This window comes from Enterococcus sp. NBRC 3427 (genome assembly GCF_007996925.1).
GTDB classification, from domain to species: Bacteria; Bacillota; Bacilli; order Lactobacillales; family Enterococcaceae; genus Enterococcus_B; species Enterococcus_B lactis.
Genome location: NZ_BJLL01000012.1, coordinates 24,782 through 40,038, shown reverse-complemented (window position 1 = coordinate 40,038; position 15,257 = coordinate 24,782). Strand labels below are relative to the sequence as shown.

14 protein-coding genes are annotated in these 15,257 nt (G+C 37.8%); 3 read left to right on the top strand and 11 right to left on the bottom strand.

All coding sequences use genetic code 11. The features are described 5' to 3' along the window. Positions 1-371: 371 nt before the first annotated feature. The 4 genes from ESP02_RS04565 to ESP02_RS04550 form a co-directional block, all read right to left on the bottom strand. Complete coding sequence (locus ESP02_RS04565; protein WP_002291036.1) at positions 372-749, bottom strand: hypothetical protein; 378 nt, start codon at positions 747-749, stop codon at positions 372-374. Between the two features lie 300 nt (positions 750-1,049). Further along, positions 1,050-1,931, bottom strand: a complete 882-nt coding sequence (gene galU / locus ESP02_RS04560; protein WP_002373892.1) for a UTP--glucose-1-phosphate uridylyltransferase GalU — start codon at positions 1,929-1,931, stop codon at positions 1,050-1,052. 42 nt (positions 1,932-1,973) lie between these two features. Next, positions 1,974-2,993 (bottom strand): NAD(P)H-dependent glycerol-3-phosphate dehydrogenase, encoded by a 1,020-nt coding sequence (locus ESP02_RS04555; protein ID WP_002291040.1) that lies wholly within the window; start codon positions 2,991-2,993, stop codon positions 1,974-1,976. Between the two features lie 662 nt (positions 2,994-3,655). Then, positions 3,656-5,392 carry a fibronectin type III domain-containing protein gene (locus ESP02_RS04550; RefSeq protein ID WP_002373894.1) on the bottom strand — a complete coding sequence of 579 codons (1,737 nt, stop codon included), beginning with the start codon at positions 5,390-5,392 and terminating at the stop codon, positions 3,656-3,658. Between the two features lie 206 nt (positions 5,393-5,598). Here ESP02_RS04550 and ESP02_RS04545 point away from each other — a divergent pair, with 206 nt between their 5' ends. After that, positions 5,599-6,483 carry a helix-turn-helix domain-containing protein gene (locus tag ESP02_RS04545; RefSeq protein WP_010732988.1) on the top strand — a complete coding sequence of 295 codons (885 nt, stop codon included), beginning with the start codon at positions 5,599-5,601 and terminating at the stop codon, positions 6,481-6,483. Between the two features lie 131 nt (positions 6,484-6,614). Further along, positions 6,615-7,259, top strand: a complete 645-nt coding sequence (locus ESP02_RS04540; protein ID WP_002373899.1) for a lytic polysaccharide monooxygenase — start codon at positions 6,615-6,617, stop codon at positions 7,257-7,259. Between the two features lie 63 nt (positions 7,260-7,322). On the opposite strand, the gene ESP02_RS04535 is transcribed toward ESP02_RS04540, so the two are convergent. The 7 genes from ESP02_RS04535 to ESP02_RS04505 all read right to left on the bottom strand — a co-directional run bounded on the left by ESP02_RS04535 (position 7,323) and on the right by ESP02_RS04505 (position 14,768). Next, positions 7,323-8,327: an SIS domain-containing protein gene (locus ESP02_RS04535; RefSeq protein WP_002373906.1), complete on the bottom strand. Its 1,005-nt coding sequence runs from the start codon at positions 8,325-8,327 to the stop codon at positions 7,323-7,325. Between the two features lie 12 nt (positions 8,328-8,339). After that, a complete protein-coding gene (locus ESP02_RS04530; RefSeq protein ID WP_002373908.1) occupies positions 8,340-9,389 on the bottom strand; it encodes an SIS domain-containing protein in 1,050 nt (349 codons plus the stop codon). A 16-nt stretch (positions 9,390-9,405) separates the two neighbouring features. Continuing rightward, on the bottom strand, positions 9,406-10,227 hold the full coding sequence (locus ESP02_RS04525) for a PTS system mannose/fructose/sorbose family transporter subunit IID (protein WP_002291048.1): 822 nt from the start codon (positions 10,225-10,227) through the stop codon (positions 9,406-9,408). Further along, the gene (locus ESP02_RS04520) at positions 10,214-10,993 is read right to left on the bottom strand and encodes a PTS sugar transporter subunit IIC (RefSeq protein ID WP_002335477.1); all 780 of its coding nucleotides are present in this window, start codon (positions 10,991-10,993) and stop codon (positions 10,214-10,216) included. The genes ESP02_RS04525 and ESP02_RS04520 overlap by 14 nt, the downstream gene beginning before the upstream one ends. Before the next feature lie 16 nt (positions 10,994-11,009). Beyond that, positions 11,010-11,480 (bottom strand): PTS sugar transporter subunit IIB, encoded by a 471-nt coding sequence (locus ESP02_RS04515; protein ID WP_002287114.1) that lies wholly within the window; start codon positions 11,478-11,480, stop codon positions 11,010-11,012. A gap of 11 nt (positions 11,481-11,491) precedes the next feature. After that, positions 11,492-11,911: a PTS sugar transporter subunit IIA gene (locus ESP02_RS04510; RefSeq protein ID WP_002373911.1), complete on the bottom strand. Its 420-nt coding sequence runs from the start codon at positions 11,909-11,911 to the stop codon at positions 11,492-11,494. Positions 11,912-11,990: 79 nt separating this feature from the next. Further along, positions 11,991-14,768 (bottom strand): sigma 54-interacting transcriptional regulator, encoded by a 2,778-nt coding sequence (locus ESP02_RS04505; protein WP_002373913.1) that lies wholly within the window; start codon positions 14,766-14,768, stop codon positions 11,991-11,993. Positions 14,769-14,961: 193 nt separating this feature from the next. On the opposite strand from ESP02_RS04505, the gene ESP02_RS04500 reads away from it, so the two are divergent. Beyond that, positions 14,962-15,186 (top strand): hypothetical protein, encoded by a 225-nt coding sequence (locus tag ESP02_RS04500; protein WP_038399067.1) that lies wholly within the window; start codon positions 14,962-14,964, stop codon positions 15,184-15,186. Positions 15,187-15,257 lie beyond the last annotated feature (71 nt).

Below are 15,257 nucleotides of genomic sequence, written 5' to 3'. Positions count from 1 at the left end.
AAGGTCGATGCACTGCATTGACTATGGCAAAATGATCGGTCAGGGTGTATGAGTGTGACTGGTCATTCCCTGATTCTTAGCGCCAACTAAGGGTCAGGGAGCCTTTTTTTATTCAGCTGTTTCTATCTGAACTCATTGTAAGTAATCTCTTATTCAAGTGCAAGTACGAAAACACAAAAAAACATTGGTATGATTTTTTTACAAATAAATAACATAAAAAAAAGGAATGACTTGTCCTTATGTAGCAAGCATTCCTTTTTGAAAAGATTCTTTTAAATAAGTAAAAAAAGTTTTTTTCACCAATTAAATAAATCTCTCAATTCAATATTTTATCCATTATTTTATCTTTTTTTGCGTATACATACTAAATATTACCGTCTTCTTCTCGCTCTTCTGCTTTGTTCTGGAGAATCTGTACTAGAAAAAGTAGCGGCATGTCTACCCTTTTTTCCGATTCGAGACTTTCTTTTCCTATAAGGAATATAAATGATCAGATACAATACAGCAAAAAATAAGGCAAATATGCAGGCTTCCCAACTACCTAACGCCAGTTCAATCATCAAGCTAGCAACTGCAACTGACGCTGCATACCAGATAAAAATCAGGAATCTTTCTTTTTTTCTGACCATTTTGAACATGATAAATAGACTAATGAGCAATAGTGGTAACACAAATACCCAATTACTTCCTTCCATCAGCCACTTGAGTATATCAAGTAGCGACTGCGCAACAGCGACTAATTTTCCCATAGTGGACACACACCTTTTTTATAATTAAAAAAATTCGCCTTTTTATTCTACTATGAATCTTCTGGATTGGCTTTCATTTCTCTTATGTAATCATTTTCTTTTATGTAACTTAAAAAAAAATTAAACCATTAGCAGAAAATTTTCTAAATATATTCACGAAAGTCTTTTTTTATCTTTCATTTTTCCTCGTCTTCATTCACTTAGCGTCAAAAAATAAAAACGACAGTTGCGCAAATGATGCACAAGCTGCCGCTTTAATACCCATTTGATTTTTATTCTCAGCAGGTCACTTATTTCCAGTTAATTTTCTGTTCTTAGCTCTTTGCCCAACTGGATAATATAGGCGCTTAACGATGCACCGATTTCCGAATGATGAAGTCCATATTCAATATTTGTCTTCATATATCCTAGCTTATCGCCTACGTCATATCTTTTTCCTTTAAATTCTCTCGCATAGACCGCTTCTGTTTGGTTAAGGGTCTGGAGCGCATCCGTTAGTTGTATCTCGTTCCCTGCTCCTAGTTCTTGAGTTGCTAATATCTCAAATATTTTGGGAGTCAGCAGATAACGTCCGATAATGGCTAAATTGCTTGGTGCTTTTCCAAGTTCAGGTTTTTCTACAAAACCATTTACTCTGCAACGTCCCTTTTCGTTATCCGTTTTAGGATCAATAATTCCATATTTAGAGGTTTCATTTTCTGGTACACGCATGACGGCAACAGCAGAAGATTGTGTTTCTTCATAATCCATCATCAATTGTTGAGTCAGTGGGATATCATCTTTCATCAAATCATCCCCGAGCATGACAACAAATGGTTCATTCCCTATGAATGCTTTTGCTTGAAGCACAGCATCCCCCAGTCCTCTTGGATGAGATTGACGGATGAAGTGAAGATTGACATGAGTCGTTTCTTCAACTAAAGCGAGTAGTTCTGTTTTTTCCTTTTCCCGCAAATTGTTTTCCAATTCGATATTTGCATCAAAATGATCTTCAATGGGTCTCTTTTCTTTTCCCGTTACGATCAAGATATCTTCGATTCCTGAATCCAATGCTTCCTCCACAATAAACTGGATCGTTGGCTTATCCACGATTGGAAGCATTTCTTTTGCCATGGCTTTTGTTGCCGGCAAAAAACGTGTTCCTAGCCCAGCGGCAGGAATAACTGCTTTTTTGACCTTCACTTGCTGTTCCTCCTAAACGACGCTTACCTGTTGATCATCTATTTAACGAAGAGAAAATTCATTCTCCATTTTTCCGTCACGTAGCATGATTTCTTTTGCTGCTTTTTTGATATCTTCCCCATTATACAAAACATTATAGATGGTTTGAGTAATTGGCATCTCAACACCTAGCTGTTGTGCTAGCTCGACTGCTGCTTTTGTCGTTGCCACACCTTCAACGACCATTCCCATGTTTTCCAAAACTTCTTCCAGTTTATGCCCTTGTCCTAATAAGTTACCGGCACGCCAATTACGGGAATGAACACTTGTACAAGTAACAATCAAGTCCCCAACGCCGCTCAAACCGATAAACGTCAGCGGATTGGCCCCCATTGCTACACCAAGACGACTAATTTCTGCTAATCCGCGAGTCATGATTGCCGCTTTTGCATCGTCTCCGAACCCTAGCCCATGGATAGCACCGGCACCAATAGCAATGATATTTTTTAATGCTGCGCCAGTTTCTACACCAATCACATCATTATTTGTATAAATCCTGAAATAATCATTCATGAATAATTCTTGTACATAAGCAGCTGCTTTTTGATCAATACTTGCAGCTGTAATCGTTGTGATATCATGAACTGCTACTTCTTCCGCATGACTAGGGCCAGATAATACGACGATTGCCTGTCGTTTTTCTTCTGGAATTTCTTCAGCCAAAACTTCTGAGATCCGTTTATGCGTATCTTGTTCTAGGCCTTTACTTGCATGGATAATGACGGGCTTAGTATTCATTTTACCAATAAGTTCCTGGGCTACTGAACGGATCGCTTTTGTCGGAACGACAAACAAAATAGCATCTGCGTCATCTACTGCTTCTGCCAATTCTTTATATCCGATAATCGATTCTGGAATCGTCAAATCAGGTAAAAAATGTTGATTTGTATGATACGTATTGATTTCGTCAATCTGTTCAGGTACATTTCCCCAAATCCGGACATCATGCCCGTTTTCTGCCAATGTCTGTGCTAAAGCAGTGCCCCATGATCCAGGACCAAGAACTGCGATTTTTTGTTTCATGGATATTCCTCCAAATAAATAATTGATAATTTCCATTATAGTATACATTTCTTAAAGTTTGGACTAATTTCCATTGTTTTTAAGTGTTTGTTTAATTCTTTTATCGACTTTCACTTGAAATAATCTATTAAATGTTGCAATAGCGTACATTTTAATTTTTTTCTTTTTACACTTGTTATACTTTATTTGTCACTAAGAGAAAGGAGGTTTGACTATGTTTCCATTACCATTACCATTGGGAGGCTGGGAAGTTTCTCCTAACAACCCTTAATTGAAGCTACATACAAGAAGAGGCTGGGACAGAAGCGTTTAACTCCAAGAAATAAAAAGGAGTTGCTTCTGTTTCCGCCGTTTATACGTGTTTAGAGCGTGAGGCAAAAGTAAAGAACACTTTTGCCTCACGCTCTTTGTTTAAGTCAATACATGGTAGAAATTTTGATAAAAGTCATATCCTCCTTATTCCGACACGCAGTTATACATCAGGCTTATCATTTCTTGATACACAGTGTTCAATCAGCTCACCCTCAATATTAGATTAAAAAACGGCAAAATATGAAAAACTATTTTGCCGTTTTATTTCTGTAATACTTAGGTCAAAGTATTGATTTCACAACCGCTTTATAAACGGTGTTACAGAAGTAGCTTCTATCACGACCTCATCATCAACTTATTTTTTGCCATAAAGTGAAGGCCGTATCTGGTGCCCAATGTGCAGCTGCAATATGCGCTTGCAAGCAACGATATTGAATACCATTATATGTGACTATGTCTCCTACTTGATAAAAAGTACCGACCGTCCAAGAATTTCCTTGGCCGTTCTCGTCTAGGGTTCTTGCCGTAACAGACTGGCTTAGTAAAGAAGCGCCTGTCTGATTAACTGCACGAACTTGATAACGATATGCAGTAGAAGCTGTTAAGTTTTGATCTTCAAATACAGCGGTTTGTGAGGTAGCGATCTTCTTGCCATCTCTGTATATTTCATAATAAAGTACTTCTTCCAATAAGCTATTTTCCTGCCATACCAAATGAACTGTTGATTGTGTCACACTGTTGACGCTCAACCCGTTTGGTATAGAAGGTGCTGGTAAAGCTGCTGCTTCTTGCGTACGGATATTCAATCTATCGGAACGTGCAGAAATATTTCCTGATGGATCGACAGCTTCAATCGTATAAGAATAAGTCGTTTCTGGTTGTAAACCTGTATGTATATAATTCGTAGTGTTGCTTGTTCCTACTAATCGATTGTTTTCATAAATATTATAATGTGACACACGAACGTTATCTGTTGACGCAGTCCAAGACAATGTGACTGTCGTACTTGTTGCTGTTCCTCGAAAATTGGTAGGTTTAGAAGGTTTCTCTGTATCTGGTTCTTGTTCCGTAAACAGATTTTGATAAGCTTTCGCAAATGATTCATTATAAGAAATACCAGCTGAGTTTACCCCTTCGTCCCAGTTCACGCTCCAAGTCATCAAACCTTTCAAAGGTGTACGTTCTTTTTCCATTTGTTCGAATACTTGATAGACAACGGATGGATCTTGCACATAACCGTTGGCTGCCGCATCGTTATTTGCTGGAATCCCCAAAGCCAGACGATCTGCTGGTATCCGAATGTATCCACTCTCTCCGTTATGCAAGGCTTTTGACATACCATATAAGAAATCATATTTTCGACTGTCATTGTTCTGAGCAATCCATTCGTCGCCCACGCTTAATCCGTCGCCCGCCTGATTATATAGTTGTGGTGCAATAAAATCATACTCATTTTCTAATGCAGTGATATATGGGACATAGCCTCCCGCTGTTCTCAAATAAGGGAATTCAGGTGCCATAGAAATAATAAAGTGTTTTCCTTGCTTTTTATAATGATCTCGTACGATTTTCAACGCTTCTGGGATCACTTGCTGGTTATCTCCTGCCGTAATGGCGCTTTGTTCTAAATCAATGTCTAAACCATCAAAACCATAAGTTTCTACCAACCGAATCACTTCATCTGCAAATGCTTGTTCTTGTCCTCTGTGCAATTCGATATGAGAATCAGCTCCGCCTAAAGAAATGATAACTGATCGTCCTTCTTCATTTAAGGTGGCCACTTTGCTTCTGAATTCTTCATCACTCATATTAAATGGCTCAAATGTAGGGATTCCTTCGCCTTTCATAAAAGATACTGCGATGACATTGTAAAACGGATTGATCTTTCCTAAGTCTGTCTCTGCTGGTTTCCCACCTCTATATCCCGCACCTTGCTCTGGTACCCAATTATGATAATATCCAACAGCAATTTGCTTTTCTGAGATATCCGGCATCAATGCCGCAGAATCTTGTGCAGCATATATAGTTTGTCCACCTCCAGCGAAACAGCCGATTGCTGCCAATGACAGCCAAAAAATTTTTTTCATTCATCATACCTCCTAATATTTGGTAACTATAGTTTATTTTAACAACGTCTGTTTTTCATTTTTTGTATGTTATTACAACATAAATAAAAATTGCTTTTAAAGCATGTGCACTTTTTATCAAAAATAGTACATAATTGACATTTTCGTCCTTAGATAACAGCCTTGTGTTATCTTATATTCATAAAAAACGTATGGAGGTAACTTACATGATAAAACATGCTTCTTTAATTCGAAAACTAAGAAAAGAACGTGGCCTGACACAAGCTCAATTAACAGAGGGGCTTTCTCAGCGAGGGACATTAGCTGCTTTTGAATCTAGAGGAACAAAAATCAGTTTTGAATTGTTAGTGGATTACCTTGAACGGATGAATGTTACACTTGAAGAATATCAATTTTTGCTGAACAACAATACTCTTACAGGTAAACAAAAACTTTCTAATTACCTGATCACAACAAAATATTTAACAAAAGAGCAAGAGAATGAACTACTAAAAGAATTTAAAAAAACTGGGAATATTTATTATCGCCTGCTATATACGCAACGTATACTAATTGATCAATATCTGGGAAACCGAAAGCTCACTCGTTCGGAAACTTTGACAGAAGTTTCTATTATCAAAAAGTACTTGGAAGGTATCGATACATGGGGACATTATGAACTTTCTATTTTTTCCAATTGTTTATTTATATTCGATGACGAGTATATTTATCATTCTTTTCAGCGTAGTGTCACAAAAATGAAAGCATATGTCGATACTGCTCATTATTCCGAATTATTATCAAATTTTCTTTTGAACGGTATACATCTATCTTTTCATCGTTCTTCTGTTTTTCTTAGAAAACTATTTTTAGGAGAATGGAAAAAAGTAAGTGACCGTTATAAACATACTTTAGACTTGGCCCGTTACCGATCATTCACTGCTTTAGCTCAATTAGCAGATGGCAATGAACGAGCACTAAAAGAAATTGACGAAGCAATCCATTTCTTTGAATGGCTAGGACTAGAGGAAGTGAAAGAAGAGATCATTGAATTGAGAGATTCTCTTTTGAAAAAAACTATACATAAAAATGATAAGGCTATTTATCAATAGTCATTCTTCTAGTTTTTTATTTTTGTTGCAATACCATACAAAAAAATAATATTTAAATAATACATTTTATACTATCTTACGAAAAGGAAACCTTTTCTTAAAATATTTTATCTAACTGGAGGAATTATCAAATGAAAAAAAGTACTTTATTGGGATTAGGAATGTTACTTGCTACAACAGGAATCGCCGCTTTGTCTTCTGTAGATGTCTCGGCTCATGGCTATGTTTCACAACCTATCAGCCGTGGCTATCAAGGTTCTCTAGACAGTAGGAATAATTGGCAAAGTGCTTTTGAAAAGTATGGTCGTATCATCAACGAACCACAATCTTTAGAGGCCCCAAAAGGATTCCCTTCGGCTGGACCTGCAAATGGTCGGATTGCTTCTGCTAATGGTGCAGTAGGTGACTTTGTTTTGGATAAACAAACAGCTACGTTATGGACAAAAAACAACTTAACTACTGGGGCAAACCGATTCACTTGGCATTTCACAGCTGACCACGCAACGACGAAATGGCACTATTACATGACTAAAAATGGTTGGAATCCAAATGCCCCATTGAATAGAAATGACCTGGAATTCATTGGTGAAGTAAATAATGGTGGTAATTCGTCTATTACTAATCCGACTCATACAATCAATATTCCTAGCAATCGTCTGGGGTATCATGTCATTTTAGCAGTTTGGGATGTAGCTGATACAAATAACGCATTTTATAATGTAATCGATGTCAATGTTCAAAATCGTAATGCATTAACTGACTTGGAAAACAACTAAAAAATAAAGGGAGCAGTTGTCGCTGCTCTCTTTATTTTTTATCTTCTTTTCATCCAATCGATCCTAATAATCAAACTGACGATAGTAGCGGCGTATCTCTAATGGATGACAATTCAGCTGTTCGACATGTGCATCGATACGCTGTGTCACTGCATGCATCAATAAGAAAGACAACACACGTCCGCGATATTTTTCGCTGATACCTTCTACTGGATAGTCTTTTGTATCTATCAATGTATAATTACTACAAATTTTTGGCAAAAGTTTAGCTACACGTTCAGATAACACTCTCTGTTCATCTTCGCCTAAAAATAAAGTGACTGGGGTCGTTTCTTCAACGATCTCTAACGTCCCGTGAAGAAACTCGGCAGCATGGATAGATTTCGATGGGAGCCAGCTTTGTTCTTCCCAATAACACATGGCATATGAATAAACTGCTCCCCATTGATTCCCTGCTCCAATAAAATAATGCATGCTATCACGTCGATGCTTTTCTGCAAATGATAAGCCAAATGCATCTGCTTTTTTCTCTGCTTCCACTAACCCTGTTGGCAAATAATGTTCGAGCTGTTCATAGTACTCTGAGTAATCTTCGAATTCCCCATGCAAATACATCAATCGATCTGCTACCATAAAAAATTTGATTTGTTCTGTTCCGGGAGCTGGATAAGTAACCACAAAATCGCATAGTTGAGACAACTTACTCTCCGCTTTATCGATAAATCCAATCAGTGTCGCTCCTACTTTCTTGATTTCTTCTACTGCTTTCACTACTTCTTGGGTTGTCCCAGTAACAGAGGACACGACAACGATAGAATCTTTTGTTAATCTTTTGTTCCCAGTAGTGTAATATTCTGCAGCATGCTGTACAAAGACAGGCAAGTTGCTTTTCCCATTCATATAAGTGACAGCTTGCATCGAAGAAGCATATGTTCCACCAATTCCTAAATAATAGACAGCATCGAATTTTTCCGTATAAAGTTTATCGATGATTTTTTCTACTTGCGGACGTAAAGCTAGTGCACCTTTTATTGCTTTGATTTGTTCTTCTTCATTGAATTTCAACATGATTTCCACCTCTTATAATTTACTTTTCAAGACTGTATCAAAGTCTTCAAAGATCTTTTTGTTCAAGTCGATTCCTTTAGCTACTGCGGTTTTATAAGCGAATAGTTGAAATGGAATGACAAGTGGTAATATAGACAGATATTCATCACATTCTATTGCTAATCCAAGTGTTTTCTCGTTTCTTGCTTTTTTTGTGGTAATTGTGAGAGTCTCTCCAACATACTGACTCATATATCTCCGCAACTTTTGTGAACGTTCCTTATTTTCATTGTCCCCTTCAATAAAGAACAGCAAATGGGAAGCATCAGCCTCTAGATATGGGCCATGCATGTAAGCTTCTAACTCAAAACCTTGTGACGGGACACGGATTGTTTCCGTCAATTTCGTTTCTGCTTCTTTAGCTGTTCCCCAGTTTGGACCATAGCCAATAGTGATGAAGCGTTGTGTTAAACGAAACAAACTTTGATGCTCATCAAAAAATTCTTCCGTTTTTTGAATAATCACTGGTAAATGATCGATTATTTTTTGTAACTGTTGCATGTAGTTTTGTTCTATTTCTTTGCTGATATTATTTTTACTTATCCCAATTCCTAGCCCTAAGAGTAGTAACTGTAAGACAGTAGCAGAATAGCCTTTTGTAACGAAGCCAACTGTTTCTATCCCAGCACCTAAATCAATAATCTGTGTAGCTTCTAAAGCAAGTGGACTTTGTACGTCATTTGTGACAGCAATAATCGGTATTTCTTGTTTTTGGATCATTTTTACTGCTTCAACAGTAGAAGCACTTTTCCCACTTTGTGACACAGCAATCACAGTATCGATTGATGGAGAAAGTTTTCCATAATGAGCAAAATGAAAAGGTTCTTGAATATCGACAGTTAGCTCGCCATAAGATTCCAATGCCGGCTTCGCTGCTAAACAAGCGTTGTAAGAAGAACCCGTTGCTAGCATCAGCAGATTCGTTGTTTTTTTCATTTGTTTTCTTGTCGAAAAATCATTCTTTTTCAAGATCGTACTTAGTACTTCCTTTTCTTCATAAATATAATCTTGCATCGTAACCATTTTCTCTGCTCCTTTTCTAAAAAATCCCTATCCACGAACCAAAAATCCCAAAGAAAGCTAATCCGATCAAAATCGTTAATGGTTTTACTTCTTTTTTCAATAGATAAAACACGACACCAAATGCACCCAGACATAAGATATTTGGGACGATATCATCAAAAATACTTTGAACAGTCACAGCATTTTCTCCTGAACCGATTTTTAAAGGGATATTGATGGTAATCATCGTGGCAGTCATTGCTCCGACGACCATCAACCCAATGATAGACGCGCCTAATGTCAAACTTTCCATCATCCCGTTTGCCTGAATCTTTTTCAAAAAACCCGTTCCTAAGCGATAACCCCAACCTGTTGCTAGATAGCGGAACAGAATGTGCGGAATATTGAAAATCAAAATGAACAAGATAGGTCCTAAAATATTTCCTTGCATAGCTAAAGAGGTGCCCACACCTGTGGCAATCAATCGTAAAGTTCCCCAAAAGAAAGAATCCCCTAACCCTGCAAGTGGTCCCATCAAAGATGTTTTGATACTGTCGATTGCGGTCACATCAAATTCAGGATCATCCTTATTTTCTTCCTCCATTGCAGCCGTGATCCCTAAAATCAATGTAACGATATGTGGGGTCGTGTTGAAAAACTCTAGATGCCGTTTCAAAGCTGCTGCCATTTCTTCTTTCGACTGATATAACTTTTTCAAAATCGGAATCATTGCGTAAACATAAGCCATATTCATCTGTCGTTCATAGTTCCAAGAAAACTCCATTTGAAAAGAACGCCAGAATACATGATTCAGTTCTTTTTTCGTTATTTTGCTATTTTTACTCTCAGAATTCTTCATCTTCTTCGACCTCCCCTGCAGTGGTTTGAAGTGGCAGTTGACGGACATTCATGATATTGACTACCACAACGGCTAAAATTGCACCAAAAATAGCTACTCCGGTCACAGGAATCTTTAAGTAAGAAGCTATAGCGAAACCTAAGAAAAAGTATGGTGCAACTTGTTTGTTAATCAGCAAGCGAGCGAGCATCGCGAAACCAAGAGCTGGAATCAACCCTGTAGCTACTGACAAACCATTCTGAACGAAGTCAGGAATCTTATTGAGTAGATTTCCGATCGTATTGCTTCCCACCATATACGAAACCATTACCACAACACCAAGCATCAAGGAAAGACCGAAACCGGCAAGCAAGTGCATATGCTCGACTCCTTTATAGTTTCCTTCTTCTGCATAACTGTCCGCTTTATGGTTCATAATTGGAATCAAAAGACCTAAGTAAATATTTTTCAATATCAATGTCAACGTAGCAATTGGTAAACCTAGTAAAAGTGCCGTTTCCGTACCAGCTCCAGCTGTGATAGCAAAAGCCGTGCCTAAAATTCCTCCGGTCACCACATCAGGGGGGATCGAAGCACCTACTGAGAATGATCCGATAAATGCTAACTCCAAAGTGGCGCCCATGACGATCCCAGTTTTTACATCACCTAACACGATTCCTGTAAACAGTCCCGTCACAATTGGACGAGAAAGCAGTGATGTCCCTAATGCATATTCTGATTGTGCGATAAATGCAACGATACCTAATAAGACTGCTTGTACAATCATTGAGTTTCTTCCTTTCTTACAAAACTTCCCTTACGTCCACTTTTTTATCTGCCGGTACTTGACGGATCTCCACTTCTATTTGTTTGTCAATCAATCTTTTCAATCGTTCCTCCTCTTCTGGTAAAATATTCACCGCTTTTCCAATACTGCGAGTACCAGGTTTCGCCTTGATCCCTCCTAAGTTGATGGTTTTGATTTCTGGATACGCTTCTGCCAGCTTATATGCGTCCTCGATTGATTCCACTACGATGAATAGCTTGTATTTATCTGTCACCCCGCTTTTCAATGCGGCAATCGAGTCATCAATGGATTTGATTACTAGTTTGACTCCTTGCGGCTTGGCTAATTTGATCGTTGTCTTTCGTATCTCATTAGTAGGCACATCATCATTCGCAATCAAAATACAATCTGCACCTATTGTTTGTGTCCAAGAAAAAGCGACTTGTCCGTGTAATAACCGATGGTCAACTCTTGTCAATACAATCATTCTTCTTCCTCCTAAAATTCGTCTTCTTCTATTTCCTGATTGATCCGTTCGTTACAAAACTGGATCATTTTTTTTGAATCAGTTAGCACCTGCTGGATCAAAACAGTCGTCTCCACTTCAGCGTCTAGCTGAGATACTAGCTCAATCAAGAGTGGCAAATTCAATCCGGCAACAAGATAGACATGATCCTGATTGATATATTGTAAGAATTCATTGTTGACACTTCCTCCAAAAAGATCCGTCAGAACAATGATTTCTTTATCTTTGTACCTCATAAACAGCTGACTTACTGATTCCGTTAAATCAAAATTCTCATCAGTATAGCAGTCCAATGCAGTAATAGAATGATTTTTCCCATAGATTAGCTCTAATGAATCTAGTATCCCTGAAGCAAATTTACCATGGGAAGCTAAGATAATTTCTCTGTCCACTTTTTCATCTCCTCTTTTTACTTACACATACAAAAAAGCAAGTTGCGTGCCAAAGTTAGTGGCCACAACTTGCTTATGTTCAAAATTCTTCTTCTATCGAGAGTAACTCTGTACTTTCACTCAAAATATCACAGATATAGGCAATCTCAGAATGAGGGATCATGACACTATAATGCTCTTCAATGACACTAAACGCAGATTTAATAGCAGATACCTCTTCTATTTGACACTGTTCCCATTTCTCTAATCCTTGATAGGTTTCAATTGGCATTTGTCGGATCAAACGTTCGATTAGACAGCTCACATGGACATATAACGCTAGTTTTTTGGGATTACTGATTCTTCGATTCAACTGCACCTCTAATTCTCGCATAAAATGATCGATTTCCTCCATCACCTTTTCTGTATCTAGAATAGTCACAGAGTCCAGTACTTTCTCCAATGAAAAATTGCGAATGATGTTCTGGTTGAATGTTTCCTTATCTGAAACATTCATAGCAGAATCCAACCATTCTGCTAGTACAGACATCTTCTCTCCTGAGATGAGGTCTTCTAATGAAAGATAGTCGATATCGGTGATAGCAGGATCTGCGGTACCTATGATCCCTACGATTTCGTATATGGAAAACAATGGTTCACTGTTTTTCTTATCTTTTAATCGCTGATATTCATATGGGATGATTTTCAACTGACAAGTCGTAGGCAAGCTTTTCTCTAGCAGTTCACTTAGGTGAGCCGCCGTGCCGATTCCAGTGAAGCAGGTAGTAATGAGTGCTTTGGGTTTATTTTCTTGTGGATAGAGGAGCCGCCATTCTGGTTGGATTTGACGAACGGCCTCTTCTGCTATTTCTTCTAAAGCTGCATTTTTTTGCAAGCATTCCCCTACTGTGATGGCTAAAGGTGTCGTCACATTATTCAAAATCAAAAGTGGTACAGATAATTGTTTTTTAAAAAACTGATGGATTTCTTTCAGAGATCCCATATCTACTAATATGATCAACCCATTTGAAACATCGCTGTTTTCGCAATAATCCACGATTTCTGAAGCAATCTGCTGTGGTGTGACATCTAGCGGCATATCAAATGATTCAAATAGATCTTCTTGTAATAAACGATTGACCACATTTGCCATACTGCTGGCAGTTGCATAACCATGCGCAGCAATCATTGCTTTTGGCAGTCGTTTTTCTTTTGACCATTTTGCTTTTTTTAGATAGATCGTCAGTAAAATCCGATCCATACTAGTGACTTCAATATCTAATTTAATCTTACTCAGTTCCAAGATTCGCTGGATATAATGATAGCTAGATGGATAAGATTGAGAAACCTGTTTTTCTAATTCTTTGATTAGTTGGATAATCGCATGTTCTTCCGGTAACCATTTGACGGTGCTTCGCTGATAAAGATAGTAACTCAAGGCATAGACACTGTTTCCATCGAACTTGATTTGATAGGCAGACTCCATTTGTCGAAAGGTCTCACGGATAGATTGAGTCCAATAAACCAACAGCTCGTGTTTTTCTTGTCTACTGGTCTCAAACAGCAAAAAATCAAATAATTGGATCACTTCTTGTTTTAGCTTTCCTTCGCAAGAATATAGAAGACACTCATTTCTTTTGAAATCAAGTAGGATTTGCTCAAAACTTTTAACGATTCGTTGCTGTTCTGGCTGTTGCTTTTCCATCAATTGTTCTAAGGTCTGCTCTTGCGTGATATAGATTCCTTGCTGTGCTGTATTTTTGGTAATGGGCTGAGTGAGTAGTTCTTTTTGCAAATGATGGATGGTGATATGGATCTCCGACTGTTCACGTTGTTCAGCATACGCTTTTGCCGCTGAAACTTTGACAATATTTTTCAGTTCTCCTATGTTTCCAGATAATTTTTGACCTGCTAGAAGTGACAAAACTGGGCCACTGACTGACAAAGGGCTCCCCATTTTTCTTTGTTCCTCGATAAAAAAAGAGTAAACCAGTTCTAGCCGTTCATTTCGACTACGCTGATTGAGTGCAGGTAGTTCGATTCGGATAGGTATTCTTCGAATGAAAGTGGTTAAGAAATGACTAGTGGCCTCTTCTGTCGTGGCAAAAAAAAGACGTGTTTTGATCCGCCGTGACAAATTAGGTTCTCCCATACGATAAATCACACCTTGATCAAGATAGGTGAATAGTTTTTCCTGCCCTTCTGGTGTTAAGCGATGTACCTCGTCTAAAAACAAGATTCCACCATCTGCTGCTTCGAAAGCCCCTTTTTTATTTTCTTCTGCTCCAGTGTAAGCTCCTTTGACATGTCCAAACAAATTGCTAGTCAGCAGTTCAGGATTATCTGCATATTGTGCACAATTGAAAGTGATGAATGGTGCAGAGTCCTCTAGTAAACCATGAAGCAGACAATACTGATAGACTAAATGGACTAAATAACTTTTACCTGTGCCGCTTTCACCTGTGATCAAAAGTGGCAATCCGCCATCTGGATAGTAAAGAGCTGTTTTGATTTGTTCGATACTTTCTTTCAAACTGGCGTCGTGTCCGATCATAAAAGAGAATAAATCTTTTGGTTGTGCGAAAAAAGGCTGTTCTTCTTTAAGATCATTGATAGAAAAATAAAAATTCGTACGTAACTTAAAAAATTGTTTTTCAAAAGCTTCTTTGTGGAAATAAACCACTGGACGAGAATTGATTTTGACTAGTAGTTTCTCCTCATTCAACTGGTTCAAATAATGACTGACTGTGTTTCTTTTTACCCCAAAATGTTCAGCCAATCTTTTTGCTGTAAAGACCTCGTTCATATGGTTGAGATCGAAAAAGGCTGTCTGGTTCTCTAAGTAGCATAAAATTTCGTGTTTTAACAACTTATCCACCCCTACTCCATCATAGAAAACGGATTCATTTTGTCAATAAAATCTTTAATAAAGGGTTGAAAAATATGTCTTGTTATAGACAGCAGCTCACTTATCCCTTATAATTTTTATTCTAAAAAAGAACAGTTCCTTCCGGTTTTTATACTGGAATTTCCAAACAAGAAAGAAAGAACAAGGAGGCTATGACTATTCAATGAAATCGGATAAATCTAAAAAGAGGAAGTATACTTCTTGGAAAACTTTTCGCGAAATCATCGGATCTTATCTCACTGTGGTTGTGTTTTTACCTTTGCTTTATATGGCTATGACAGAACAAACCCGTTTTATCGATGTAGATACGCAATATATAGCCGAAACAGGATTTTTATTTATCTTTATCTTGATTTTTGCGTTCTATAAATCCTTCCACACAAAATAGGAGGCACAGCTCTCAATTTTTCTGTCTGCTTTTTGTTATTACAAATCCTTATATCTGGTATAACAACAATT

Bases quoted from the DNA above. Each gene is read 5' to 3' on its own strand.
- ESP02_RS04565 (WP_002291036.1), bottom strand. From the start codon at position 749: ATGGGAAAATTAGTCGCTGTTGCGCAGTCGCTACTTGATATACTCAAG.
- ESP02_RS04555 (WP_002291040.1), bottom strand. From the start codon at position 2,993: ATGAAACAAAAAATCGCAGTTCTTGGTCCTGGATCATGGGGCACTGCT.
- ESP02_RS04550 (WP_002373894.1), bottom strand. From the start codon at position 5,392: ATGAAAAAAATTTTTTGGCTGTCATTGGCAGCAATCGGCTGTTTCGCT.
- ESP02_RS04545 (WP_010732988.1), top strand. From the start codon at position 5,599: ATGATAAAACATGCTTCTTTAATTCGAAAACTAAGAAAAGAACGTGGC.
- ESP02_RS04540 (WP_002373899.1), top strand. From the start codon at position 6,615: ATGAAAAAAAGTACTTTATTGGGATTAGGAATGTTACTTGCTACAACA.
- ESP02_RS04535 (WP_002373906.1), bottom strand. From the start codon at position 8,327: ATGTTGAAATTCAATGAAGAAGAACAAATCAAAGCAATAAAAGGTGCA.
- ESP02_RS04530 (WP_002373908.1), bottom strand. From the start codon at position 9,389: ATGGTTACGATGCAAGATTATATTTATGAAGAAAAGGAAGTACTAAGT.
- ESP02_RS04525 (WP_002291048.1), bottom strand. From the start codon at position 10,227: ATGAAGAATTCTGAGAGTAAAAATAGCAAAATAACGAAAAAAGAACTG.
- ESP02_RS04520 (WP_002335477.1), bottom strand. From the start codon at position 10,993: ATGATTGTACAAGCAGTCTTATTAGGTATCGTTGCATTTATCGCACAA.
- ESP02_RS04515 (WP_002287114.1), bottom strand. From the start codon at position 11,480: ATGATTGTATTGACAAGAGTTGACCATCGGTTATTACACGGACAAGTC.
- ESP02_RS04500 (WP_038399067.1), top strand. From the start codon at position 14,962: ATGAAATCGGATAAATCTAAAAAGAGGAAGTATACTTCTTGGAAAACT.